The organism is Methylomonas defluvii, from assembly GCF_033949435.1.
In the GTDB taxonomy this organism is placed as follows: Bacteria; Pseudomonadota; Gammaproteobacteria; order Methylococcales; family Methylomonadaceae; genus Methylomonas; species Methylomonas defluvii.
This window is the reverse complement of sequence record NZ_JAXARY010000017.1, coordinates 66,632-92,839: the sequence shown is the minus strand read 5'-3', so window position 1 is coordinate 92,839 and position 26,208 is coordinate 66,632. Positions and strand designations below refer to the sequence as shown.

Below are 26,208 nucleotides of genomic sequence, written 5' to 3'. Positions count from 1 at the left end.
TCCTATATGATTCCGATTAAATCGGTGGGATAGTTCACACACAACAAGGGATTGTATTTTTGCAAGGTTGCCGCGCAATGCGCCCCGCAAGTGACACCGATTGACGCGACTTGGGCATTTAAAGCCATTTGCAAATCATGCACCGAGTCACCGACCATCAAGGTGCGCTGTTTATCCACACCCAGTTCGGTCATGATTTCATCCAGCATCAGCGGATTGGGCTTGGAAGCCGTTTGGTCCGCACAGCGCGTAGTACAAAACAAATCCGCCGCACCGGTCGCATTCATTGCCGCATGCAAACCCGCGCTTTTCTTGCCGGTCGCCACAGCCAAGCGATACCCTTGGTCACGAAACTGCTTCAACATTTCATGCACACCGGGAAACAAGTCGTCAGGACCGATTTGCTTGCTAAAAAAGGTTTCCGCGTAATCGGCAGCGATCTTTTGCCGGATCTCGGACTCTTCATTCGGAAACAGTTGCTTCATCGCATTTTCGATGCTCAAGCCGACGATGTCCCTGACCGCCTGCGCTTCCGGCACGGCACATTCACAACTCATCGCAGCTTGTTGGATGCAATGCACAATCCAGTCTACCGAATCCATTAAAGTACCGTCCCAATCGAAAATGATTAAATCAAAGCGGTTTTTCATGATTCAGCAATTCTTGTAAATCCTCGGGCAATGGCGCGGTAAAGTGCAGCAAGGCACCGCTGACGGGATGCGCAAACTGCAGTTGCTCGGCGTGTAAAAACAAACGCTTGTATCCGCGCTTTTTAAAGGCTTTATTCGTATCGTCATCGCCATAACGATCATCAGCCACAATCGGATGCCCCAGCCAAGCAGCATGTACCCTAATCTGATGGGTACGGCCTGTTTTAGGCGCGGCATGTACCAAGGTGACATCCTGAAACTGCTTCAGCCGCGTGAACAAGGTTTCGGCGGATTTGCCTGCCTGGCTGACCACTACCATCCGCTCGCCGCCCTGGGCGACGTTTTTCAATAAGGGCACCTCGACTAATTGTTTCTTGCGTTGGAACTGCCCAACCAATAAAGCCAAATAGGTCTTCTGGATACCATCGCCGCGAAAAAGTTCATGCAATAGCTTCAATACTGAACGCTTCTTGGCAATCAACAAGCAACCGGAGGTTTCCTTGTCCAGCCTATGCACCAATTCCAAAAACTTCTGTTGCGGCCGAATCTGTCTTAGTCCTTCGATCACGCCGGAACTGACGCCGCTACCGCCATGCACGGCAAAGCCGGCCGGCTTGTTCAGCACGATAAAGCCGTCGTCTTCGTAAAGAATGTGGTTTTCCAGGCTGAACTTCAAGGTGGGTTGGACGATGATTTCGTCTTTTTTTTCCGCGACTCTGACCGGCGGGATTCGCACAATATCGCCCAACTGTAACTTGTAACTAACGTCGATACGGCCTTTATTGACCCGCACTTCGCCCTTTCTGACCATGCGATAGATGCGAGTTTTGGGAACGCCTTTGAGATAAGTGATCAGAAAATTATCGAGCCTTTGTTCGCTGTTTGCCTCGGTAATTTCCAGCCATTGGACTTGCGGATTGGTCTGATTTTCTGCGGTATTCATGCGGCAAATAATAACAACATATCCGCCAGCCATGTTTAAAATTGCTGCTGTCAATAAACATTGCTATATTAGGCTAGTTTATCTTTGGATAGACTTTAGCTATAAAAATTTAAAGACCGGGGTTTCAGCGTTGTGTCTTCGCGCTGACCTAAAAGAATTTTTTCGGGTTTTATCGCTCAACCCATGATGAGCGAGCTGCATCCTTAGAATAGAGTTCGGTATAACAGACCTCCCACTTTTCAAGCGCCACCCTCGGCAATGCCGATAACCCGCTGCGACAATTACTACAACTAATTGCAGTTTTCCGTCAGTCTGGCCGCTCACTTAAGTACATATGGGGAAACACGCCGCCTTTATCCGCGACAACCAAACCTGTTTAAGCTCTAAGTAGGATACAAATTACAATAAGGATAATTTAATGAAAAGAATGCTTATCAACGCCACGCAGCCCGAAGAGCTGCGAGTGGCATTGGTAGATGGTCAGAAACTCTATGATTTCGACATCGAAGTTCCTTCAAAAGAACAAAAAAAATCCAACATTTATAAAGGTATCATCACTCGGGTAGAACCCAGCCTAGAAGCCGCCTTCGTTAATTACGGCGCCGAGAAACACGGTTTTCTACCGTTCAAGGAAATCGCCCCCGAGTACCGGACCGGCGACAGCGAAGAGGGTAAATCCTCTAAATCCAATATTCGCGAAGGCCAAGAAATCGTCGTTCAGATTGAAAAAGAAGAACGCGGCAACAAAGGCGCGGCGCTAACGACTTACATCAGTTTGGCCGGCACCTATTTGGTACTGATGCCGAATAACCCCAAAGCGGGCGGCATTTCCCGCCGCATTGAGGGCGACAACCGTAGTGAATTGCGCGAAACAATGGCCGCGCTGGAAATTCCGGACAGCATGGGCTTGATCATCCGCACCGCCGGCTCCGACAAAAACGTCGAAGAACTGCAATGGGACTTGAACTACCTGCTGCAACTGTGGGAAGCCATCGACCGCTCCAGCACCGAGCAAACCGCGCCCTTCCTGATTTTCCAGGAAAGCAACGTCATCATCCGCGCCCTGCGCGATCACTTGCGCGGCGACATCGACGAAATCCTGATCGACCAGGAAGGCGCTTTCAAACTGGTGCATAACTTCTTGAAGCAGGTGATGCCGCATAATCTGCACAAGGCCAAACTGTATCAGGACAGCGTGCCGCTATTCAGCCGCTACCAGATCGAAACCCAGATTGAAATGGCCTATCGCCGGGAAGTGTCATTGCCTTCCGGCGGCTCGATAGTCATCGATCACACCGAAGCTTTGACCTCGGTCGATATTAACTCGGCGCGCGCCACCAAAGGCAGCGACATCGAAGAGACTGCATTAAACACCAATCTGGAAGCCGCCGACGAAATCGCCCGCCAATTGCGTTTGCGCGATTTGGGCGGCTTATTCGTCATCGACTTCATCGACATGATGTCGAACAAAAACCAGCGCGAAGTGGAAAACCGTCTGCGCGATGCGTTGAAAATCGACCGCGCCCGCATCCAGACCGGCCGCATCTCGCGCTTTGGTTTGATGGAGATGTCCAGACAACGTCTGCGTCCCTCGCTGGGCGACTCCACACAACTGACCTGCCCGCGCTGCAAAGGCCAAGGCACGATTCGTAACGTGGAATCGGTCACGCTGGCTGTATTGCGTTTGATCGAGGAAGAAGCGATGAAAAAAGGCACCGAGCGCGTCATCGCCCATTTGCCTATCGATTGCGCCACCTTCCTGCTCAACGAAAAGCGCGCGGCGATTCAGGAAATCGAAACCAGACTGCAAGTCGGCATTATCGTGCTGCCGAGCAAACACCTGGAAACCCCGTCTTACGACATCGAACGCATCAAATCTGCAGGCGAAAGCAGCGAAGAAAAAGCCAGCCATTTGCATATCAAGGAAGAAGACATCACGGTACCGGAATTTGCCAAGCAGGCCGGCCCTAAAGCCGAAAAAGCCGCGATTAAGGAGTTTTTACCGGACTCCCCGGCCCCCGTACAAAACAAAAAGACCTCTGCCGGTCTGATTCAACGTTTCTGGCAGCGTCTGATCGGGAATAGCAAAGCCGCCGAAAACGGCGAAGCCTCTGAAAAAAGCAACGAAGACAAACCCAGATCCGGCAGAAACAATCGCCGGGACCGTGGTGATCGCGGCGACAGAGGAGAGAGGGGCGAGCGCTCAGCATCAGGCCGTAACAACAACCGCCGTAACAACAATCGCCGTCCGCCCAACAACCCGGCAAATACCGAAGCTACGGGCAGCGCTCCAGTCGAGCCAAAGCAAGCCGTGGTGATTGACCAGGAAAATACCGACGACGCGACTACAACCGCAAAAAGAGAAAACGGCAACGGTGGCCAAGAACGCAGCCGCCGCAGCCGCAGCCGCAGACGTGGCCCGCGCAACGGTGGCGAGAGACGCCCCGAGCAAAGCGCCGGTGGCGAAGCGGGCGAAAATAGCTCAACAGGCAATCAAGGCGGCGAACGTCCAACCCCAGCTCCAAGCTATTCCGAAAGCGGCGAAGCCAGCAGCCAGCCGCGCTCTTACGATAGAGAGTTCGCCGAGCGCAGCAACAATCGCCACAACGAAACACCTCAAGAACCTGTCAGCCGCAGCGCCAGCGAAGACTGATAAAAAAAGCCGGCCAACAGTTCTAGCTGTTGTCCGGCTTTCTCAAAGCGCTGACATCATCAGTCTTTAATCGATAAAGCGTCTCTTCAAATCCGCATACTCATCTATCCGGCGATCACGCAGAAACGGCCAGATGCGTCTGACATCTTCGCTGCGCTGCGAATCGAGCTCGGCAAATAACAACACATCTTGATTATCGTCGGCGCTGCTTAAAATCTCACCTTGCGGGCCGGCGATAAAGCTATTCCCCCAGAATTGAATGCCCGGCGCTTGGTCCGGCGCGGCTTCGAAACCGATGCGGTTGCAGGAAATAACCGGAATGCCGTTCGCCACCGCATGCGCCCGCTGCACGGTAATCCAGGCATCACATTGGCGTTGTTTTTCGGCCGCATCGTCTTCGGGATTCCAACCTATAGCGGTGGGATAAATCAACACATCCGCGCCAGCCAACGCCATGAGCCGCGCCGCTTCCGGATACCATTGATCCCAGCAGATCAACACCCCCAACTTGCCTATCGACGTTTCTATTGGCGTAAAACCCAAGTCGCCCGGCGTGAAATAAAACTTCTCGTAAAAACCCGGATCGTCGGGGATATGCATCTTCCGGAATGTGCCGGCGATGCTGCCGTCCTTATCGAACACCACCGCCGTGTTGTGGTACAAACCCGGCGCACGTTTCTCGAAAATGGTCGAAACGATCACCACCTTATTGGCCTTCGCCACTTCAGCCAGCGTTTCGCAAGTTGGGCCGGGAATCGGCTGCGCCAAATCAAAACACCCGGTGTCTTCGCTTTGGCAAAAATAATGGTCCAGATGCAGCTCCGGCAGAACCACTAAGTCGGCATTTTGTTGGGCGGCTGTTTCGATTTGACTAATCGAATAAGCCAGATTGGTTTCCCGGCCGCGGTTGCAGGGCTGCTGCACGGCACAGGCGATAATCGATTTTTTCATGAGTCGAACAGATTCTTAGAAATTCAATTTAACGAACGCCGGCACCTGCATGCTGGCGCAATGCAAACTGCCATACTGATGCACTAACGGCCGACACGGCGTGGCGATGATTTCGTGATTGGGGAAGCAGGTTTTCAGCCGCTCCAGCGCCACCGCATCCATAGCATCCTCATAAACCGGCACCAATACCGCACCGTTGATAATCAGGAAATTCGAGTAATTGGCCGGTAACTGCTGGCCTTGTTCGTCAAAAATCGGCTTTGGCAGGGGCAGCGCCACCAACCGATAGGCATCGCAGCCTTCTGTCTTAAAGGTTTTTAGCTGCGCTTCCATATTTTTCAGGCTTTGGAAATGTGGGTCTGCGCTGTCGTCGCAACTGGTATAAGCGATAGTGTTGGCATCGCAAAACCGCGCCAGCGTATCGATGTGCGCATCGGTGTCGTCGCCGGCCAGATTGCTTTGCTCGACCCACAAAATCCGCTTCGCGCCCAAATAATTTTGCAGTTGACCGGCTATCGCCGCTTCCGACAAATCCGGATTGCGGTTGGGATTGAGTAGACAATTTTTAGTGGTCATCACGGTACCTTGCCCGTCCGACTCCACGCTGCCGCCTTCCAGCACCAGATCCAGCGTGGCAGTGGGATGACCTTTAAAAATCGGATGCGCAAACAAGGCCAAATTCAAGGCGTCGTCGGCCGCATGCGGATATTTTTTACCCCAGCCATTGAATCGAAAGTTAAGCAGCTGCACGCTGGCTTTGGGATGTTGCCATTCCATCGTCAAAAACACCGTATCCCGCAGCCAAATATCGTTGTAATCGGCCTGCACCATATGAATTTTTTCGTTGTGGCCCAGTTGCGTCTGAATATGCTGCTGATGCTCGCCGTCTTTGCAAATAATCACCAAGGGCTGAAAACGGCTGATGGTAGTCGCGACAAAATGGTAGGTGTCTTCGACGGCGGACAGATTGGTAAAGTCGCCGCTGTGGTGCGGCCAAGCGATGATCACGGCTGATTGTGTTTCCCATTCTGCTGGAAAGCGAATCATGAGTACTCCCTGGATAATGTGGCTTTGAGAAATAATGCCTTATTGTATCAATGCTGACCGGTTAGGCCTATTCCACGGAATTTTAAATGTAATCGGTGCATGTTTGGATACGGAGGCAAGGTTCCAGAGGTTTGCCGCTAACACCGAGAAACAGTTGGGATGCGATTCGAGAAGCAGGAAGGGAGAAATAACCGGAGTTGGATGATGAGCCCGCCGGCGGGGGATTCCACAGCCTAAACTGTAGTCTCCAACCCGCCAGCCTACCGCCGATGCCGTTGACGAGGTCAGACTCGAGGTCTGTAGTCAGTCAGAAATCCCGAAATTTACCGTGAGGCCGCACTAACCAAGACATCTGCCATCATTTCAGCCAATTATGAACAAAATACGAAACCACGATTGCTCGAGGGATTCGACGCCACTATGTACCAATTTGAATCTTTCCGTACCCGCTCTTTACGTGGTAATTGCCCCTAACGTTCAATCCTCAGACAGGACACGCGTTGCCGCTCATTTGTTCCACTCGTCATCGACCGCTTGCGCAGTGTTAACACCGCAGTAGCGCTCTGCGTTTCATTCTGGCCTTCCGGCCGATTTTTTCAAGCGGGAATATTGATTTTGCGGGCGGTTATTGACGCAGTTTCAACAAATGAGGCATCAAGCGGGACTCGAATCCAGGATTTTTACTGGACTGCCGCCTGCGCGGGAGTGGCGATCAGTTAGACTTACTAGCTATGACGGATGCGAATATTTGGAGGTTTTGTGATTACTATTCCTTTCTAAATCCATACCTTCATCGCGGCTAAAACCGCTACTGGCCCAGATCTAAATCAGCCCCCCCGTACCGATAACATTGCAGCCGTATTGAATAATGGCATTTGGAACTGGTGAACTGTAGCCATCGCCCCCAAGGCGACATTCGAAGCTTTGCACTCAATGTCGGGAGGGATTCAATTAGCTGACATCAACGTAAAGCTAAGCCGACTGCTGGAGTGAAGCGGAAGCGGGTGGGCTTGAGCGCAATGTTAGCGCTGGCCGCTTGTCAGAAGCCGCTTGCATGTTCCTTCGTTATCTTTACCGAGAACGCTAATTGCAGTTGCGCAACTAACGCTTCAACCCTTCCAGCCATCCGAAACCATTCCTCGTGTGATTCGTCACATACGCCTTGGTAGGCCAATTCGCCAAGCTCTTCATGAACCAATTCAACTTGAGTGTCTTGGAACCGGCCAAATTTACGGTCCTCACGAACCTTGCTGATTAATTCAAAGATTGGCACAAGCGTTTGGACTCCCATACCGCTCCCGCCAGGATAGAAGTTGGAGCTCAAGCCCTGCAACATGGCTTCCAGTTCACTTAAGGTATTTGTGAATGCTTTTACAGCGAGTTGTTTATCGCGCTTACGCCACCAGATTCCCTTTGCCTCTTTTTCGATTGCCTGATGGCATGCGTACAGCCCGCGGATTGAATTCTCCAACTGAGGGCGAATATTATCCTCATGAAGGTAACGATCAAGTCGCGCCCAGAGAGCGTTTACCTGATCAAGTTCTCCGACGTCACATTTCCGCACATCTGTGAGAATGTGTTGGCGTTCGAGGCCTAAAGCGTTAACTGCTGCCCGCGCCGATTCCAAGTATAAAAGAACACGTTTCGTGACGTCTGGACTGTCCTGGGCTTTTTTAACAACCTCGGCTATGTCTTGCCCCAATTCCAGCAGGGATTTGCTCACTGTTATGGCGGTACCAACATCCATGCTAACCTCCTAGAGGATTTTTGTCCGGATCATGGGCGCTAACTAGTTATTAGATAGTTTCTGAATATCTACCATGAAACCTGCGTCGCTACAATAAGTTTGTGATCAGCAAGGATTTTCCTTTCTGTATATCATCCAAACTACACCGATAGTTGTTTTAGAGGTTGTTATGTTTCCGTGTCCAGTCGGACGATCAATGAAGCGAAACCATCGGGCAATGTGCCAATTTGCCGTCATTCCTCCAAGACTGCTCTGTGGCCGGTTCCCGCCTCTCAAATAATCCATTTCAACAAATCGCTTAAATACTTTCATGCTGGAAATCCTCCGAGTCGAATTCAAACCCTCCCACCTCAATAAACTCAACTCACCAACAACATCTTCCGCGCCTTAACCCCATAAGCATCATTCGGTAAATCGGCCAGTTGCCGCAGCAATTGCGCGCCGGATTCCTGCTCGCCGTTTTGTTGCAAGGCCAGGCCTAAATAGAATTGATATTTGCTGGACGCGCGCACATGCTCATTTATCGACTCCAGCTGCTCCATCGCCGCCGCCGTATGCTGGCCGGATAACAAAACCACCGCCAAATCCAGGCGCGAGTCGTCATCGTCCGGGTTATGCGCCAGTAGATATTCGAACTGGGCGATGGCCACATCGCGGTTACCCAGGCTCAGATTCACCAAGGCCAGATGCCGCAAGGCGTTGCTGTCGTCTGGATTCAGCGCCAGTGCGGTTTCCAGCGCTTCGCGGGCGCTGCCCAGATCGTTACGCAGGAAACAGGTAATACCCAGTTGCGCCCAGGCTTCCTGATGTTTGCTGTCTAATGCCAAAGCTTGTTGGTAGTGCTGCAAAGCTTCGGGCAACCGTTGCTGAGCGGCCACGGAGATGCCCAAGCGGGTATGCAGCTGCGGCGCGTTGGGTTGCAGTTTCAAGGCTCGGATCGCCGCATACTCGCCGCCCTGAAAGTCGCCGAGTAAGACTCTGATGCGGGCCAGATTGTCCCAAGCCGTGACGCTATCCGGATCGCATACCGTAGCCTGCTCCAGATGTGCCAAACCCTCGCCGGCATGCCCGGTATTGACCAGCACCTGACCGAGATTGCAATGCGCCATCGCCATATTCGGCTTCAAACGCAGCGCGGTACGCAGATGCACCAAGGCCTCCGCCCACTCTTGCCGCTGCGCCAGCACAAAGCCCAAGTTGTTATGCGCGCTGGCATTGTCAGCATCTAAGTCCAGCGCCGCCCGATATAAGCGCGCCGCTTCGGTCAGGTTACCTGACTGATGGGCAATCACGCCTTCTCGGAGCAGATCGTTAAGCGCATTCATCAGGCTATCCTGGCAATCAAACCACTCAAAATGTCGCCCGGCGAAATGTCCGGCACCTCGAACTGCACGTCATCCAGCGATACATCGAAGGGTTGTCCTTCGTGATAATGCACCGGCAGGCTGATACCAAACTTGTAATCCGAACCAAATTGATAAGAAGCCAGTTGCCAACGCTGATCGTACACGCTGAAGCCCAATGCAGTCACGGCTACGTAACCGGAAATATCAAAGGTAAAGCTGGGTTGCGCGGACACCGCCAGCTTGGCAGTCAAATCCAGGCCTGTGGCCGGCGTCCAATCCACATGCACCCCCGCCTCCGCCGCACCCTCAATACCCAGTTTGCCGCCTATCTCCAGGCCGCCGGTGGCGCTGGCGCCGGTAATGCCCAGACCGATACCGGCCCGCACCGCCAAGCGCAAGCCTGCATCGGCCGGCACTTTAAGATGCGCGTCGCCGGTAATTTTGGTGTCTTGCTCGTGATCGGGATTGTAGGTCAAACCGATTTTCAATTGATCCAGGCTACCGGGGCCAATGCCCGCCGTCGCACTCAGATTGCCGCCCACTTCCGCGACGATACCCGGCACAATCGGTACTTGCGTGGCAACGGCAAACAGCGATTTGTTGATCTCCTTGCGCGGAAAGATCTCCAACGAACTGGGTAAACCCAATTCGCCGGACACAGTAATCTCGCCTTTCTCGTCCAATGTCAATCCAACAGTCGCTTTCAACCACGGCGCGGCAGTGACATCGACCGTGCCGCTGCCCCACACCTTGATCGGTTCGGCCTCGCCGCCACCTTCACCGACCACGGCTTTGGCATTCAAATCGATATTACCGGCCAGCATGCTGCGTTTGTAATTGGCCGTGAGTTTGCCATTCAATAAGCCGTCTTTATAATCCAGTTTGATTTTGGCGCTGGCGTCCAATCCGCTCAAATCGGGCTCTAACTCTCCGCCGCCGCCCAGCGACCAGACATCGCCTTTGCGCTCCGCCGAGACATTTAGCTTGCCGGCCTTGATACGCGGGATGGTGTCGGACAGCGTCGCCTCGCCGCCCAAGCTGATATTGCCGGTATCGTCGGCATGCGCAGACAGTTTGGCACCTTTAAAACCGGGCACGGAAACCTCGGCATCGCCGGCAAAATCGATGGCTTTTTTGGCATCGTCGTAAGCTAGGGTAAAACTGGCTTTTTTGATGCCTTTCAATGCGCCCGGCTTCAGGCCCAGCGTCCCGGAGGCTTTAATGCCTTTGGCGCTGTCATAGTCGATACGCCCCGCACCGGTGAACAGCTGTTTATCAAATTCCAATTGGCCGGCCATCGCAAAGCCGCCGGCGGTGGCACTGCCCTCCAAATAGCCTTTGGCCAGTTCACCGATATGAAACTCCACCAAGCCAGCGGCGGCAATCGGCGTGGCCGCGCCGGCACTCAGCGTCAGCGAACTGCTATCCAATTGGATAGGCCCTTTCATATCGAACTCGTCGGTAGAAAAGGTTTTTGAAAACACCAGATCGCCGCCCACCAACGCCACGTCAACCGTCGTGCCAGCCAACAGCGGAATACCGTCGATGGTTAAGACGCCGCCGCCGACGATATTGGCGCTGGCATCCATATCGGCGTTGTTCAGCGCAATCGGGCTCAAAGTCTTGGCTTTAAAGGCGTTGCGATAAGCATCCGCTACCTGGCCGGGCGGAATATGGCATAGGGTCGGCGCACCGCTGCTGACAAAATTTAGTGTAGTGTTTTGTGCATCGACTTTTTTGGTTTTGGGCATGGTCAGCGTCACCGTACCGCTGCCGGCGCTGCGGTTGAAGGTTCCGCCCACCACCGACATGCCGCCCCAACTGCCGGCGTCGAAAGTTTCGCTGCCGGGGTCGCCCTTCAAGGCGCTCACAAACATCACCCCGGCACCGGGGCGTGGCAGCAGCCGCAATTTGTCGTTGGCAAACAGGTCGGGCGCATTGGTTTTGGTAGCTTTTTCCAGAGGCTTCAGGTGTTCCATCTTCGTGACGCGGTCGGCCTGCCAACAAATGCCCGGATTGCCGCCGACGGCCCCCTCGAACTTCACTTCGTCGAAAATCAGCTTGTCCTGATAGCTGGTTTTGATCGCGTCCAGCGCAGCCGAGGCCGGATCTTTGGCGGCGGTAGCCGGTGCTGCGCCGCCTCCCGCAGCAGGGGCCGGAGTAGGCGCCGCGGCATTCGCAGCCGGTGCCGGTGCAGCGCCAGGGGCGGCTTTACCGCGTCCCGGCAACGGTTTGGAGAGGTTTTCCGGCAAGTCGCCACCACCTTCCACTTCGGGTGGAATGGCAGCGCGTATCGCTTTATCGATGGCGTTTTTAATCTTGCTACCCGAACTGCGATTGGCGCTGGCATCCAGTAATTGGAAGTTTTCCAGCTTGTCCGCATCGCCGCCCAATTGCAGTTCCAGAATATGATCGACATCGAACAGATGTGGCGCGCCCTGGCTATTCCACCACGGCAGAATAGCCTGCTCTCGGATGTCGCTTTCGGAGCCGATCAGATAGCCTTGGCCGCCCCCCCCGGCTTTCAGCTTCAAGGCGTATTGGGTGCTGGCACCGTTGGTATCCGGCAAAGTGTTGTCGCTGCCGAGGTAGGGTTTTAAATCCCAGCCACCGGACGACGGTTTGATCTGCTTTTTCCAGTCGTCAATCTGGTTGGTACGCTCGTCGGCTTGTGGCAGTTTCCAATTGGTCAGCCCGCCGTATTTGGCGCTGAATTTTTCCTGCATGCCCGGTTTTTGCGGCAAAGTCAGCAGGGGCACATGCAATTCCCCACCCTTCAGCGTGCCTTTACCGGCACTTTTGGCTCCGCCCGCTGCGGGAGCGGCAGCAGGAGCCGCCGGCGGCGCGCGCATCACACGTTGCACCCCGCCGCTTTGTTGCACCACATGGCTCAACTCGTGCGCCAACAGTTCGCGCCCGGCGTCGGCTTCCGGCGCAAACTCGCCGGGGGCGAAGTACACATCATTACCAACGGTAAAGGCCCGGGCATTGAGTTGCTTGCACAAATCCGCCGCTTCGGCATCGTTGTGAATGGTCACCCCGGCAAAATCCGCCCCGAGTTGTTGTTCCATCTCGCGACGGATATTTTCCGGCAACGGCGCCCCCTTACCCCGGCTCTCCTCAATCCGCGCTTCCACCGACTGCTCGACTGTGTTTGCCGACGCGACTGATTCGGTATCGTCAGGCTGCTCTGCTTGTTCGGCGGCAGCCCTGTGCAGGCGGGTTTGCGCGACCGTTTGCTCCTCATCCGCCGGTTTGGATTTACGTAACAAACGCGCGGCGGACGTTGGTTGTTCGTCTGTTTTTTCCGGTCCTGCGGCCTTACGAAATAGCCGAGCGGCCTTGGGCTTTTCTTCTTCCTTGGTTTTACGACTCAGACGTTTGAGCTGATCTTCTTTTTTATCCTCGGTTTCCACAGAGCGCTGCGCGGCAGGGCTTTTCTTGTCCTCATCCGGCTGTTTCGCCCGGCGCACCGGCTTTTGCTCCTCTTCAGGTTTTGCGGCATTAGCCGCAGCCCGGTTCAGCCGCCGCAACAAGCGTTGAGCGCTGGGCACCGGCTTGCTGGAAATCATCTCCTTGTCTTCCTTCACCCCCGGCTGTTCGCCGGTTTTTTTGGCGCGGCTGACTTCCTGAGCCACTTGGTCGGCTTCCTTTTCTTCAGGGTCCTGCGGCTGGCTGACGGCCATCTTGCGTTGCAGATACGCCGGCTTGCGCTGCTTTTTCTCTTCATTGGGTTTGGGCGGCGCACTGGTTTTGCGCTGCGACTGTTTTTTACGGAGTTTGGACGCCAAGGTTGCCATAAGCTAACTCCTTAACTGTTTTAACTGCGCCGGCGGATTGCGGCCCAGTTTCTGATATTCGCGCTGCAAGGCCGACAATAAGGTCTCAATGCCGATAGGCTGATCCGCCGGACTGCAACCGGCAGCGGTCAACACCACATTCCGAATCTGGCCGCCGCTGATGTCGCAATAGCTAGCCAGCGTTTTGCATAAATCGTCGCTGGGGCTGCGTTGACCGAAATGGCTGCGCCATAAATCCAGGCGCTCCTGAAACCCCGGCATGGGAAAATCCACAATCGCATCCAACCGGCGAGTAAAAGCATTATCGATACGCTCGCGGCTGTTGGTGGTCAGAATCGTGATGCCGGGGTGGTTTTCGATGCGGGTTAATAAAAAGTTGGTGAGCATATTGGCGTAACGTTCGCCACTTTGCTGGGCCTCGGTGCGGCGGCCGAATAAGGAATCGGCTTCGTCGAACAGTAGGATGGCATCGGCGGCGGCGGCCAAATCCAGCAAACTCCCCAAGTTTTTTTCCGACTCGCCGACGTATTTGTTCATGATCGCCGCCAGATCGACCCGGTACAATGGCGCGCCGAGCGCAGTCGCGACATAACTGGCGGCCAGGGTTTTGCCGGTGCCGCTGTCGCCGACGAATAAGGCCCGCAGGCCGGCATTACGCGAGGCTTGCAAGGTCACGCCCAAGGCTTCCCACAACGATTCGCGGCTATGCGCGCGGGCGATAAAGTCGTGCAGGTATTGCTCCACCAGCGGCGGAAATACCACCGCTGCCCGTTCGACGCGCCGCCGCACCGGCTCGGCCAACAGCCGCAAGCGTTCCGCGCCCAAATCGCGGCGGGCTTGGGCAATGTGTTCGGCATTCAAGGCGCTGCGGCTTTGTTCCGCGCGCAGCACCGCATTCCGGGCTACTTTCTGAATCACCGGCCCGCTCAGCAAGGCGCTGGCGGCACGGCGAGCCAATTCCGCATCGGTGAGATAACGCGCCCAAAGCTGGCGGCGCTCGGCTTCGTCGGGCACACCCATTTCCAATTCCAGCAAATCCTGACCGGACACCGCATCGCTCATCCCCAGCACAATCACATGGGCAATATTGGGTTGTATCGCCGGCAACTGCCAGCTTTCACCGGCCGCAACTTGCACCTTGATGACCGGCAGCCAGCCGGCCAATTGGCAGGCCAGCGGTAAGGCCGGCTGCTGTTGCCACAAATCACTCGGCACTTCGATGGCCGTTAATCCCAACAAACCCGCCAGCTCGGCGGCCAAGGCCCGCCGGCCGCAACCGCTGTTGCCGCGTATCGCCAAGCCGCGCACTTCGCCTTTCGCCAATAAGGTCGCCAAATGCGGCAATTGTTTGCGGATACGTTGCGGCAGCAATTCCCGGTCAGTCAACGCAACCACTCGGCATCCCGGCCAAATCGTCGGCCGGCCGCACAATACCGACCACAAGGCCGGCTCGATGCGCAATGGCCTGAGCGACAGCGGCCCACTTCCCTCCAGCAATAACACTTGCTGCTGCACCAACAGGGTAGCGTGCAAATCCAGCGCATCCAGTGTGCCGGCACCGAATAATTCGTCCAGCATCGTTAGCGCCAGATGCACCGCCAAGCGATTGCCGGGATTGGGTGCTTGCAACTCGCTCAGCGTCAAGGTCACCAGATAATCGGTCTCGGCGCTGCCGACCACGGCCAGCAAAAAGGCTTGCGGCAGGTCGATATGTTGTTCCCGCAACCAATGCCCAAAGGGACCGGGCAAGTTAAAAAACTGCATCGCCGCTGCATCGCGCATTTGAGCCCAATTCGGCAGCACTTCCACGTTTAACTGTCGGGCGGCTTGTTGCCGCAATTGCTCGGACAGTTCGCTGTCGCCCGGCATCATCCGTTCCCAAAATTCAGCCAAACCGACGCGCACCAAGGCCGCCAGCGGTTGCTGCCGGTTAGGTGCTTGCAGATTTAGCGATTCGGCCAAGGGCTGCGGCGGCTTAGTCATAGTGAAAACTCACGACTCGGCCCAGCCACGGCAGCCAGCCCGGATTGATGTCCAGCCCGGCCAGACGCACCGGCAGGCGGATTGCGTTCATCGGCACGTACAAATCGATATGGCTGGGGCTGTATTGAATTTGCCCGTTCAGCGCCAACAACTCAGGCTGCCAAACGCCGGTTTTGCCGTACCAGCGCTGGGCCAGACTCAACACCTGTTCGCGAGCTGGCAGCGACGGCAATCCGGCCAGTTCGGCGCTATCATCCAAGCCTAATTGCAGCGCGATGAAATCGACCAGCGCGTCGTCCTCGTCCAATTGCAATTCTTGCCCAAGCCGATACAACCAGGCCCACGCACTGGGCAATGTTTCGGCATGCTCCAGCATCAAGCTGCGCATTTCCGCGCGGTTGAGCATATTCAGTAAGTACAGCAAACCGCCTTGCCGGGTATGGAATCCCGCGAACTCTAGGCCTGCGCTGGCCGGTTCTGGAAAAGAGCCATGGGCAAGCGCCGTGGCAGGAAAAGAAGAGTCGGCTAACGATAGGCTTTCAGCCATCGGCGTTTGCCGGGATTGCCGAATATAGTTGCCATCATGCTCGGCAAGGGGCTTGTGCGGTAATGGCGCCGGTATCTGCCGCTCGGTGTCGGCATCCAGTTTCGGATTGGCCTCGCCGTCTGTTTGCGCAAGGGCTTGATGGGCTTGGTTAAGCGGCTGCGCTTGCAAAGGGGGTTTTACTTGCCGGGGATGGATCTGTTCCTTCGCGCTTACCGGCTTGGGCTTGGGCTTGGGCTCGCCACTCGTCTGCGCTTTTTTGGCGTTCAGCATAGCCGCAAAACGGGCGGATAGAACAGCCAGCAGCCTAGCCGGCTGTTGTTGTAACAACAACGGTGCTAGGTCTTGGCCGATCAGCAATAAGGCCAATTGATAGCGGCCGTCTGCAACATCCAGCTCTTGCAATAGAGGTCGCCAAAGCGCCAACAATCCGGGACTTGGCGTCAGTTGCTCAGCCCACGTCTGGTCATCGGAGGAGGATCGCTTGTCTGCGTTATCGATTTCAGAACCATGCAGTTCGGCGATTTCCAAAACAGACGGCAAGCGAAAACCACTCATTCCGGCCAGTTCAACCGCCAATTGCCGAGCATCGCTGTCTGTCAGACTCAAGCAGACGGCGGCTAATTTTTCTCGTTGCGCCAATCGGGCACAAACCGACGGTAGCAAATCCAGATGTTCGGACACTATGCCGGATATGGCTCGCGACACCGGCAATTCAAACCAATGCGCCCAGCGTCGCCAATACCAATGCAAGCCGGCGCGGCCGCGCACCAGATCTGCCAGCAAAGCCGCCAACAGCTCGGCCAGGCTGGCAAAGCGCATCACCTGTTCGGGATTGTTGCTTTGTGTTAAGTACTGCCGGGTTTGCTCGAGCAAATGCAGAGGCAGTTGCCGCGCCGCACCGCTGACTTGCAGGCGGCGAATAAACACCCAGTTGTCCTGCCCGGCTTGCGGCCAATCCGCACTTTGCAAACTGTCGCGCATGCCGTCCGCCGTCCGCTGTTGTCGGGCCCGGACGGTCAGACGGTGTATCGCAACGGTGTCGGCGGCCAGCTTGGTCATATCGGCGATTTACAAGCGTTGCCGCGTCAGCTTGTTCGCCACCACGCTAAAGCGGGTGTTGATCTTCACGTCGCTTTGCAACATATCGACGATAGTGACCTGGGTGCTTTGCGGACTATGGTCTTCCACCGCCAGCACCGCCACCACCCGCTGCTCGGTATCCAGCAATTGCAACCGGGTGCCCGGCAACGGCGGCCGGTTCAACTTGACCTGCAAGCGTTCACCTATCGCTGCCAAGCGCGGCGGTACATGCACGTTGCCGCGAATGATTTCCTGCGGATCGCCCAACGAAGCATGAATCAGCACGGCCCGAATCATATTGCGCATCGCGCTGCGGCTGGCGGCGGAAGCATCGCGGTCCAATTGCCGGAACCACCAGGCGATTAATTCCGATACGGTACGAGCCGCGTTAAAATCGTCGGCTTCCGCTCTATCCATACCCGGCCACCAGGATACGTCTTCGACGCGAATCTGATCGTCTTCGGCCAGTTGCCCCCATTGCAAACGCAAGGACGGCGGCAACAGATTGAGTTTTTCCAGCAAGCAAAACTGGCAGTGCTCCAACTGCTCGCGCAATTCGTGGGCTGGTTTGCGCAGCGGTCCGGCAGCGCCGGCCAGGTCTGCCAAGGCCAACACTTTGGCGGCTGCCGCCTGAGTTTGCAAACTGCTGGCGGTAAATGCCGGCAAGCTGAAACCGGCCCACTGCTGCATGACGATCTGGGTTTGCAGATGCACGGTCTGCAGGCGGGCCTGCAAGGTATCGGTATTGGCTGGCGTCAGCAAGCTGGCGGGCCTGGCCTTGAAGCGGGCCTGACGCAGTTGTCCCAGATAATCGAATTGTTGAAACGGCGGCAGCTTGGGCCGCAACGGTCTTAAACCGGCCCAGTCGTCCATCGGAATCTCGCAGATCGCCGCGAAAAACGGGTCCAGCGCCGCGGGCAAATCCACTTCCTCTTCTTCCCAATCGCAGCCGGGGACGATGTCCTTGCTGCTGCCGTAACGCAAGGCCAAGGGGTCGACCAAGGCAGCGCTGACCGGCGTACCGCGCACTCTGACGTAATACAAACCGCGCAAGGCCTTGGTCAAAATCCGGGTACGTTCCTTATTCAAAGCCCACACCTGCCGCCAATCTTCATCCAGCAAGCGCTGCGCGACACCGTAGTCGCCGAGTTGTTCGACGCGGAATCTATCCATACCTTCCAGAGTTTCCCGCGCCACCCGGATCAAACCGGCCAGTTTGTCGATCTGCGCCAGCTTGTTGGCTTGTTCGCGTAATTTGCCTTGCAGTTTGCGTTCGATATTGTTGTAACGCGCCTCGAAAATCGCGATCCATTGCGTCAAAATCCGTCCGGCCTTGAACAAGGCGTGGTAGCGGTATTGGGTTTTTAACAGGCTGGATCGCTGCGGATTGTTCGGGGCGTTTTTGTCGGCCAGATTATCCAGCACCGCCGGCGACTCCAGTTTGCCGCTACGCTCGAATGGATTGCTGGCATTGGCGCCGGCCTGATCGTCTTCCACCACGCCGATTTTTTCCATCTGTTTACGCAAGGTGGCGGCATCGGTGGGGTCGAACAAATCGGTCAACGTCGCCAGCAATTCCTTCATCCCGTAGTAGGCCTTGGCATATTCGTTGATTTCCGGGCTGATATGATCAATCACGCCAAAGCGGTATTCCTTGGCTTCGAAAGCCGGCTTGCTGACCGCTTCCTTGGTGATGCGCGACAACATATCCAGGCGGTTTTTATTGATACCCAATTCAAACGCCGAATAGGTTTGCGGCTTGCTGGTCAATAAAAACGCCGACTTGGACACCGATGACGTGGAGGCCAGCGCGTTACTCAATAAGTTGTTGCTCAAGGCACTGCTGGCGCTGATTTTCGGCGCAGCCATCTGACTGATCGCACTGTTGAATAAGCCGGCGGACGCAGTGGCAAACACGGCTTTCGGCGCATTGCTGACCACGCTTTCCGCGCTGACCGCTTTGTCGACGTTATTGGGAATGTCGGTGGCGTTGAGATTGGCGTACGGCAACCAACGCGCCACCTGCAAGCCGGTGCCGTCGCCGGCCACACCGCCAGCCAATGCGGCCAGCGCCACGGTTTGCGAATCCAGTTGTTGGCGCTGCAGCAGCAAAAAATCCCGGGTTTTCTCGACCCGGCTGCGAATCGCCCGAATCTGGTTTTCGATGGCTTCCAGTTCCACCAAGGCTACCGCGTATTGCACCACCAAACCGTCGTCGCTGGGCACGGCTATCGGCGGCGGATTACCGTCTGCGCCCAGCCAGTTACTATAAAAATTGGGTAAGGCAGGCACGCCCTTGCTGTAGGGATAAGGCGTACCGGGATTTTGCGGGTCTTGTTGTTCCGTGTTGGCGCGAGCGATGACTTTCTCGAAAATCGTCAGAGGTAAGGCCGGCGGCATTTCCGGTTTAGGTAAATCCAGATTTTTGAATTGCGCGGGATCGAGCACCGCATGTTCGATAACACCTATGCCGCCAGCCAGAGGCGAGGTGTTGGAGGGTTCGACGAAATAGAGCGCATCGAATTGTTGGCGCCATTTGCGCCAGGCTTCGTAAGCGCGCATGTAAAACCGGAAAATATCGCTTTCCAGCACGCGGTCGGTTTGCGGAATATCCAAAAGATTGGGCCGATAATCCGGCTCGTTAACCGCCAGCAACAATCTAATCTTGTCGCCGGCCGGCTGGCGCAAATCAATCACCCGGCGGGCGATATGGCCGTTCAACAGCTCGATCACCGCTTCTTCCGGCACCGGCACCATGTCTATGCCCAGATGCGTCGGCAGCCAAAGCAGATTTGGCGCGGGCGCGGCCGGATTTTGCAGCCAGTCCAGCGGCAACTGGCCGGCGGCCGGCAGAAAATCCAGATGCAGATTGTCTTGTAAAAACTGCGGCAGCGGAATCCCGATATTAGCCGGCAAACCAGCGGATTGCATCACCCGCCGCATCGCCGCGCCGGTTTGATTGAGCAGCACCCGGTAACCGCTATTTGCCACCGCTTCGTAGCGCCCCGCTTCTTGGGACAGCCAGGCGATTCGGTAGCTGGCATCTTCGTTTGTAACCACCGCCAGCAAGGCCAGCGGCACGGCATGTCCCAACTTGACCATGAAACCGGCGTCGACCCGGTCGGCGGATACCCAGTTTTCGATGCGGTCGCGCGGCCAGGTATTCACTGCGGCGTCGCTAATATTGATGCGCTGTAGAGCCAGGCTGCCGGCCAACACTCTTTGGGTGTCGCGGGTTGGATCCAATTCGGTACGCTGGCAAGGATCGACACCCGGCCCGTCGATTTGCCGATCGCCGCGCGTCAGCATCAGATAATACACGCCGACCGCACTGGCGACCTCGTTTCGATTTAGGTAGGCGTCGATCAGCTCCCCCCATTCGGCGCGCAATGGGTAGTACAAACCCAACGCCTGACCGTTGGCGGCCAATGCCAGGCCGGAACTGACACTGAAGCCCGGCTCGGCTACGCCATTAGGCCCCAGTTGTAAATCCAGGCCATGTACGATGCCGGCCGCTTTACCCTGTAACAGCTTAGCCAGCCGCGCGTCGGCATACGCCTGTTCGCGGTCGAACTCTTCCTCGCCCAGATGCCGGCCGGGGAACATGTGCACCCGCTGCAAGCTGCGGGAGCTGGCGATGGGGTTATGCAGCAGGATCATGGACATGATGGCTACTCCTTATTGGGCTACCGTTACGCTGGTATCCCTTTTAACCTTGTTTGTTGAGTCGCTATCGCGACAGGTGTTTTAATGTCGGTTCTCGGACCGACAACCGAGATACTTTCTTTTGCTCCGCCAAAAGAAAGTATCCAAAGAAAAGGCGGCCCGAATGCCGCTTTGACCCTGCGCGCCGAAGCTTTTGCCGAGGGTTTTCGGAAGGGGCTTCCCAGCCCCTCCGAAAACGAGCGGCATCCATGCCGCTCCCCTAACGGGCTATTCTCGACAAAAGCTCCGGTGCTCGGCGCGGCATACGGGATAAAACTCGCCTCCAACTCGAAGCTATTGAGTACTCATAAAAAGTCGAAACAGTCCCCTCTCCCTCCGGGAGAGGGCTAGGGTGAGGGGATATAAAACCGCCAATTTCCCCATCCTCTGAAAGCATTGCAAAGCAACTAAATCTTTCTTAATCCCCGTCACGGCAACAATACCGTCCACTGCCCGATTAAGCCGTTATCCAAACCCCACGCCGCACCATCTGCAACAACCAATTCGCGAGTTGTCTGGTCAGCGGGTTTGGCACGCAACGCAGCTAAAAATGCTTCCAGGCTGTTCGCGGCAGCCAGTTGTTGCAGGGTTTGCCAGATTACCGCGTCGTATTGGCGTTCCACCAACAGCAATATGCGCTGGCTGGCGGCGACCAATGTTGATTCATTGAAGGACGCCACCAACGCCGCTAAGGCCGCACGGCCGGCGTCGTCGCTGGGGGGGCGCAGCTCGGCCAGCATCGGGTAATTCACCCGTTTCAAGAACACGCTGTCTTCGTCGTCGATCAAGCCGCCGCCATCGGCTGGGCCGCCCACCACTTCGGGCGGCGTCGGCAACGAAGTGCCCAGCGCTAACACGATGCCGCTGATCGAGGTTTCTGCGGCGCGGCTGGGCCGGCGCACGTAAAGCGGCGCGTTGCTGCCGAAACGGTCCCAGATGGCTTGCCAGGCGGCCTGGTCGGTATCCAGCGCATGCACCGGCCTAACCGGATACAGCTTAAGGCGCAGCAAATCCAGTTGCGGCAGCAGGCGTTTATTCGGGTCGAAATTGCGTTCCAGTTGCGCGGCGTAATGACCGTAATCCAGATTGGACAGCGGCACCAGCACCACGATGTCCACCGGCTCGCCGTTGCTTAAATCGATGGGCGGCAAAGCCAGGGATTCGGCGCGAATCTGTTCCACGTCTGATTGTCGTAAAGGTGCGATAGCGACCTGATAGTTTTCCGGAAAATAGCCTTGCCGACCGTTGACCGGATCGACCGCTTCCTTGGGCAGAGTGCCGACCGGCGGTAGCAAGGAAAAATAATCGCTGGCATGAAAATCGCCGGTCAGGCCACCGCTACGGCGGTTGACCAAAATATCGACCAGCAAAGTTTCATATTGCCGCGCCAAATCGCTTTGCAAGGAATCGATGCCGGCTTCAGCGCGCAAGGGATGGCGCAGCAATTGCGCATCCAGCCATTGCGGCGCGCCTTCTTGAATCGCCACCAAACCCAAGGCCACGGCATCTTCCGGCAATAAACCGTGCAATTGATCATCGCCAAGCAACTCTCTCATCAAACGCGCCCGAATCTGCAAAGGGCTTTGTTGCGGCAGCGGAATCGGCAAAGGCACCAGGCCCATCTGCACCGACTCGGTGATCATCGCGTATTGAAAGCCGCGCTTGGCGCTCAAATCCTTCGGAAACACTTCGGCAATGTCGGTGCCGACATCGACATAGCGCAGCACGACCGCGTACAAACCCCGGTTCAGATTCGAGAAATTGCCCTCGTTCAAGCCGCTAATTAAGGCCCGGTCGCGCAAATTGACGATGAGCCGGCTACCCAGCTCCAGCACCCGGCCGGCCGGCGTCATCGCCAACCCCGGTTCCAGCGTCAGCAAGCCGGTGAAGCGATCGAAGCTCAAGGCCAAACCGGCGACGATGCCGCTGCCCAGCACCCGGCCCAGCTCGCGCAAGCGCTGATCCAGATAGATTTGATCGCGGGTCAAGTCTTCGGCGGTCAGCAAGCGGCCGTCGAAATAATGGCTGCGGGTCAAGCGCGGATCGATGTCGGCGACCTGATCCAGCGCCAGCCCGGCGGCAATCGGATTGCCGAGAGGTTGAAATAAAATTTCGCTCATAGTCCCTCCATGATCAGGGCTGGCGCGCCAGCCAGGCCAATTGGCTGGCGGTGGCCAGGAACGGCCGCACCAAGTTGTTGATCGAGATTAATTGCGGGTTAACCAGAATGGCGTTGATGTCGGCGACGCTGATGCTGATCCTGGCCAGCAACAAACGAGCGCCCTCCTCCAGTTCGTCATTCAATTGCTGCGGATTAACCCCACTACTGTCCAGCGCATGCAGCAAACGGGCATGCAGCGCTAGTTGTGCACCGGCCACAGCATTATCGTTTTGCACTTGCTGCAATAAGGCTTGTTCGGCGGTCGACAACGCCGGCATGGCCGCCGGTAGCACTTGATGGCAAGCCCAGGGTTGATAATCATCGTCTGCCGCTGGCGGCGGCAATTCCGGAATCAATTCCAGGCGCACGCTGTCGGCGGTGCGGCTGGGTTGCACCGCGTCGGTACTGAGATTCAGCTTGCGCGCCAGCACCGGCTGCATCGCCACCGGACAATCTTTTTGCCGCACACAGATTTTCAGCCAGAGCAGATTATCGGCGTCGCTGTAACCTTCGCGCAGATGACTTTCGGATTGCGCGGCCAGCCAGTCGCCGAGGTTGATGCAATAAGGCTCGTGGATCAGCACCTCGCGGCCCAGGCCGTCAATGCCGATGCCGGGACTAACCAGCAGGCGCACCGTCAGATTGTCGGAGTTGTTGGGATGCGTGGCCGGCGCCATGCTCACCGCCATGCCCGCCAACGTGCCGTAGCCTTGCAGCCAGTATTGATGCCGGGTCAGGCGGCGGCGGTGGTAGGCCTGCTCGTCGCGGGTTGCTTCCAGACCCAGCATCATCCCGGCTTCGTAAGCCACGCGGCGCAGGGGCTCTGCCAAAGTAGCATCCTGTTCCAGCGTGGTGAAATCGTCTAGGGTGTCCATGCGGCCTCCGTGTGTGGTGCCCAATAGGAAATGCCAAAATCTCGGAATCCGGCAGCATAAATCCCATCGCCCTCCGGGAGACGATAGGGTGAGGGGCTAAAAACAGCTGGATCACATTGCTCGAGCCCCCTCACCCCAACCCTCTCCCGCGAGGAGAGGGAGCCTCTTCCCCAGCCTCTGACAGGAACCGGAATCCGCCAAGCCGGTTGCGCCGAACCAGTCGAATGACTCAGCCCAAAGGAAATCAACGTGATAGACAGGACCGGGTTGTTAACCAACCCAGGAAAACCGCTAAGCCTGTGCATTGATGTCCTCCGGTGAAAATGCCGCCGGGTTTTTCAAAATCCCCTCGCGGCCCAGATAAGTGTCATCCAGCGTGACGCGGCGGAACGGCGGCGCGGTTTCGATGAAGGTATCCATGCCCAGCAGCGGCGCGATACCCAGCACGAAGGGATGTTCGGTTTCGATGATCCGGTATTGCAGGTGCGCCGGTAGCTGTTCCGTCAAAATGTCTTCCACAGCAGTCCGCAAACTCACCGCCCGCCCGTGCAGCAAGATGCTGACCTGGTGCGCGTATTCTGCAAAAAACGCTTTGACCTGGGCCGCTTCGTCGGCGGTCGCGAGCTCCGGGGCGAACAATGCCAAAAACTGCCGGGCATCGCTTTCCGACAGAATCAAGCTGTCGCCGACGATGCTGTTGCCGCTCATGCCGGTGCCTAAAGTTAAAGGATGATCGCCGTCATCCATGTCTATGCCCAGTATCGTCGCCATGGTGCGCCGCAAGCGGAAATTCTCTAACACCACAATTTCGCCACGCTGCACGCCACCGTCGCTGACGATGTCCAAAGCCAGATTCAAGGCCGCCAGCGTACCTTTGTATTGTTGAATCAAGGTCAGGTCCCGTAGCCAGCGCCGCTGCCGGGCTTCCGGCCAGTGGCTTGGCAGGTGGCCACCGACCGCCTCGGCCAGCCAGGGCAGATTAGCGGCAGGCGTCGCCTCCGGAGCAAGCAATTGCTCGCTGGCGGCGATAAGGCCTTCCAAGGGGGTCAACACGCCTTCGAAGGCTGCCAGCAAACGCTCTCGCACATCAGCACCATTGGCCGGACCGATGGCTTGCACCGGGTCGTAACTGAGTTCCTGCCGGTAAAATTCCGGAAAATAAGCTTCCTGGTAGGAAAAGCGCGGGTAATAGACTCTGATGGCATGCAAAGCCGGACTTTGCCGGCCGTCGCCGCGCAAAGTCACTTGAATTTGCAGATAGCGGCTGCGCAACTGCCGCACCCGACCGGAAGGCTGTTGCAACAAAATCTCGAACAGACCGCTAGTACCGGTTTGCTGGCCGGCCAGGCTGGCCGCGAACGGCAGTTCGGACGGTAGCGGATTCCATAGTGGCGCGGGTTGTTCGATAGGCTTAGGCCGCACCGCCTGCCGGCTGGCAAATACCCGCACCGCAATCTGAATGTCGCAGCCCGGCGGGATGCAGGCATCCAAATACAGCCGGTGCCATTGCGTATCGACTTGGCCGGAATCCAGCTCATGCAATAAGGCCGTGCCTTCCAGAAAAAATTGCGGGCGGCGCAAGGCATGCAATTCTCGGGGACGCGGAGCTATCGCCGGAAAATCCGCATCGGCCTCGGCTTGATAACGCAACTGGCCGTCCGCGCTGCTGACAAAACGCGGCATGGCTTGCGACAGCATTGGATAACGCTCGTACAGCAAGCGGGCCTGACCGGTGTTGGTTTCGTTATCCCAATGGAGGGTCAACACCGGGCAATCGCGTTGCGCAAAATTCAGATCATCCGCAGCGCGCGGCACCAAAGCCGCCAGCCGGCCGCTGTCGGGTAAAGCCGAATCGGCAGCCAGCGCCAGATCGATAGCGAACGGCAATTCCGCAGGACAGGCGTAGGCTTTGAATGGCGCATCAGCTAATGCCGATAAAGGCCGCGTCACTATGGCCTGCGCCCCCATACCGTCGTGGCACAAGATAAAAATCTGCTGCAAATCGCAACATAGCGCCAGCGCCTGCATACCCTCCGGCAAGGCTTGCTGCCAAATTCGGTTTAAGGGATGCGGATTGGCCTGCTCGGGTTCGAAGCGCACCGGTTGCGGCGTGTACGGCAAGGGCAATGCTTCACCGCTGCACAACATCAAACCGGAATTGCTGATCAACCAGATTCGCTGCTCGGCGTCTACACATGCCCTTAGCGGCATTTGCGACGCCGCGTCCTCACCTTCCGCATTGCCCCAAGCACAGAAGGTTTGCCAACGCCGGGCCAGATGAAACAGCAGCAAACCATGCTGATTGATACCGTCACTGAACGGCAAGGCCAATCTGCCGTCGCCGGCCGGTTGCCCGAAGCCCGGTTTACCGCTGCGGGCAATCGCCGCGAACGCCATGTCAGTAAAGCGGCCTTGCGGCGCGACGACATCCTGCAATTCATTATCCTGCAAGCTTAGATAACCACGGCCGCTGTTAAATTCGACACGCGCACCGTCGGCACTCAAACGACCAATCTGATTAAAACTGTCCAAAGCCAGCGGCGCGCTGTTCTGCCACGCCAGCAAAGCCGCCGCCGGATCGGCGGCTGGCAAGCGCAAGGCCTGGTTTTGTGCCAGCGTCAGCGCCTGCAAACCAGTATTCCAGTTCAAATGACTGGAACCCTGTTCGAAATCAGCTTGGCCTTTCAGTAAAAAATACGGGGTGTTGTTGACGTCCATCG

At 56.5% G+C, this 26,208-nt stretch carries 14 protein-coding genes; 1 reads left to right on the top strand and 13 read right to left on the bottom strand.

Translation table 11 applies throughout. The features are described 5' to 3' along the window. Positions 1 to 2: 2 nt before the first annotated feature. Both QLH52_RS17400 and rluC read right to left on the bottom strand, forming a co-directional pair. Positions 3 to 650, bottom strand: a complete 648-nt coding sequence (locus QLH52_RS17400; protein ID WP_319962393.1) for an HAD-IIIA family hydrolase — start codon at positions 648 to 650, stop codon at positions 3 to 5. Further along, the gene (gene rluC / locus QLH52_RS17395) at positions 634 to 1,593 is read right to left on the bottom strand and encodes a 23S rRNA pseudouridine(955/2504/2580) synthase RluC (RefSeq protein WP_319962392.1); all 960 of its coding nucleotides are present in this window, start codon (positions 1,591 to 1,593) and stop codon (positions 634 to 636) included. Before rluC ends, QLH52_RS17400 begins: the two co-directional genes overlap by 17 nt. A 418-nt stretch (positions 1,594 to 2,011) precedes the next feature. Here rluC and QLH52_RS17390 point away from each other — a divergent pair, with 418 nt between their 5' ends. Then, positions 2,012 to 4,246, top strand: coding sequence for an Rne/Rng family ribonuclease (locus QLH52_RS17390; protein ID WP_319962391.1), 2,235 nt, complete (start codon positions 2,012 to 2,014; stop codon positions 4,244 to 4,246). 66 nt (positions 4,247 to 4,312) lie between these two features. Here the strand turns inward: QLH52_RS17390 and QLH52_RS17385 are convergent, their stop codons facing one another. The 11 genes from QLH52_RS17385 to QLH52_RS17335 all read right to left on the bottom strand — a co-directional run bounded on the left by QLH52_RS17385 (position 4,313) and on the right by QLH52_RS17335 (position 26,206). Further along, the gene (locus QLH52_RS17385) at positions 4,313 to 5,197 is read right to left on the bottom strand and encodes a carbon-nitrogen hydrolase (RefSeq protein WP_319962390.1); all 885 of its coding nucleotides are present in this window, start codon (positions 5,195 to 5,197) and stop codon (positions 4,313 to 4,315) included. A 15-nt stretch (positions 5,198 to 5,212) separates the two neighbouring features. Continuing rightward, positions 5,213 to 6,244 (bottom strand): agmatine deiminase family protein, encoded by a 1,032-nt coding sequence (locus tag QLH52_RS17380; protein WP_319962389.1) that lies wholly within the window; start codon positions 6,242 to 6,244, stop codon positions 5,213 to 5,215. 1,039 nt (positions 6,245 to 7,283) lie between these two features. Continuing rightward, on the bottom strand, positions 7,284 to 7,991 hold the full coding sequence (locus QLH52_RS17375) for a hypothetical protein (RefSeq protein WP_033157792.1): 708 nt from the start codon (positions 7,989 to 7,991) through the stop codon (positions 7,284 to 7,286). 359 nt (positions 7,992 to 8,350) lie between these two features. Then, positions 8,351 to 9,316: a tetratricopeptide repeat protein gene (locus QLH52_RS17370; protein WP_319962388.1), complete on the bottom strand. Its 966-nt coding sequence runs from the start codon at positions 9,314 to 9,316 to the stop codon at positions 8,351 to 8,353. Further along, the gene (locus QLH52_RS17365) at positions 9,316 to 13,137 is read right to left on the bottom strand and encodes an eCIS core domain-containing protein (protein ID WP_319962387.1); all 3,822 of its coding nucleotides are present in this window, start codon (positions 13,135 to 13,137) and stop codon (positions 9,316 to 9,318) included. Before QLH52_RS17365 ends, QLH52_RS17370 begins: the two co-directional genes overlap by 1 nt. Positions 13,138 to 13,140: 3 nt before the next feature. Then, positions 13,141 to 15,120, bottom strand: a complete 1,980-nt coding sequence (locus tag QLH52_RS17360) for an ATP-binding protein (RefSeq protein ID WP_319962386.1) — start codon at positions 15,118 to 15,120, stop codon at positions 13,141 to 13,143. Further along, positions 15,113 to 16,726 (bottom strand): hypothetical protein, encoded by a 1,614-nt coding sequence (locus QLH52_RS17355; protein WP_319962385.1) that lies wholly within the window; start codon positions 16,724 to 16,726, stop codon positions 15,113 to 15,115. The genes QLH52_RS17360 and QLH52_RS17355 overlap by 8 nt, the downstream gene beginning before the upstream one ends. A 9-nt stretch (positions 16,727 to 16,735) precedes the next feature. Next, the gene (locus QLH52_RS17350) at positions 16,736 to 20,413 is read right to left on the bottom strand and encodes a hypothetical protein (RefSeq protein WP_319962384.1); all 3,678 of its coding nucleotides are present in this window, start codon (positions 20,411 to 20,413) and stop codon (positions 16,736 to 16,738) included. Between the two features lie 467 nt (positions 20,414 to 20,880). Next, positions 20,881 to 22,572: a hypothetical protein gene (locus tag QLH52_RS17345; protein ID WP_319962383.1), complete on the bottom strand. Its 1,692-nt coding sequence runs from the start codon at positions 22,570 to 22,572 to the stop codon at positions 20,881 to 20,883. A 13-nt stretch (positions 22,573 to 22,585) separates the two neighbouring features. Next, complete coding sequence (locus QLH52_RS17340; protein ID WP_319962382.1) at positions 22,586 to 23,488, bottom strand: hypothetical protein; 903 nt, start codon at positions 23,486 to 23,488, stop codon at positions 22,586 to 22,588. Positions 23,489 to 23,779: 291 nt separating this feature from the next. Continuing rightward, on the bottom strand, positions 23,780 to 26,206 hold the full coding sequence (locus QLH52_RS17335; protein ID WP_319962381.1) for a phage tail protein: 2,427 nt from the start codon (positions 26,204 to 26,206) through the stop codon (positions 23,780 to 23,782). Positions 26,207 to 26,208: the final 2 nt, after the last annotated feature.

What these genes read in the sequence shown, in the direction of transcription:
- QLH52_RS17400 (WP_319962393.1), bottom strand. Translation starts at nt 650, where the DNA reads ATGAAAAACCGCTTTGATTTAATCATTTTCGATTGGGACGGTACTTTA.
- rluC (WP_319962392.1), bottom strand. Translation starts at nt 1,593, where the DNA reads ATGAATACCGCAGAAAATCAGACCAATCCGCAAGTCCAATGGCTGGAA.
- QLH52_RS17390 (WP_319962391.1), top strand. Translation starts at nt 2,012, where the DNA reads ATGAAAAGAATGCTTATCAACGCCACGCAGCCCGAAGAGCTGCGAGTG.
- QLH52_RS17385 (WP_319962390.1), bottom strand. Translation starts at nt 5,197, where the DNA reads ATGAAAAAATCGATTATCGCCTGTGCCGTGCAGCAGCCCTGCAACCGC.
- QLH52_RS17380 (WP_319962389.1), bottom strand. Translation starts at nt 6,244, where the DNA reads ATGATTCGCTTTCCAGCAGAATGGGAAACACAATCAGCCGTGATCATC.
- QLH52_RS17375 (WP_033157792.1), bottom strand. Translation starts at nt 7,991, where the DNA reads ATGGATGTTGGTACCGCCATAACAGTGAGCAAATCCCTGCTGGAATTG.
- QLH52_RS17370 (WP_319962388.1), bottom strand. Translation starts at nt 9,316, where the DNA reads ATGAATGCGCTTAACGATCTGCTCCGAGAAGGCGTGATTGCCCATCAG.
- QLH52_RS17365 (WP_319962387.1), bottom strand. Translation starts at nt 13,137, where the DNA reads ATGGCAACCTTGGCGTCCAAACTCCGTAAAAAACAGTCGCAGCGCAAA.
- QLH52_RS17360 (WP_319962386.1), bottom strand. Translation starts at nt 15,120, where the DNA reads ATGACTAAGCCGCCGCAGCCCTTGGCCGAATCGCTAAATCTGCAAGCA.
- QLH52_RS17355 (WP_319962385.1), bottom strand. Translation starts at nt 16,726, where the DNA reads ATGACCAAGCTGGCCGCCGACACCGTTGCGATACACCGTCTGACCGTC.
- QLH52_RS17350 (WP_319962384.1), bottom strand. Translation starts at nt 20,413, where the DNA reads ATGTCCATGATCCTGCTGCATAACCCCATCGCCAGCTCCCGCAGCTTG.
- QLH52_RS17345 (WP_319962383.1), bottom strand. Translation starts at nt 22,572, where the DNA reads ATGAGCGAAATTTTATTTCAACCTCTCGGCAATCCGATTGCCGCCGGG.
- QLH52_RS17340 (WP_319962382.1), bottom strand. Translation starts at nt 23,488, where the DNA reads ATGGACACCCTAGACGATTTCACCACGCTGGAACAGGATGCTACTTTG.
- QLH52_RS17335 (WP_319962381.1), bottom strand. Translation starts at nt 26,206, where the DNA reads ATGGACGTCAACAACACCCCGTATTTTTTACTGAAAGGCCAAGCTGAT.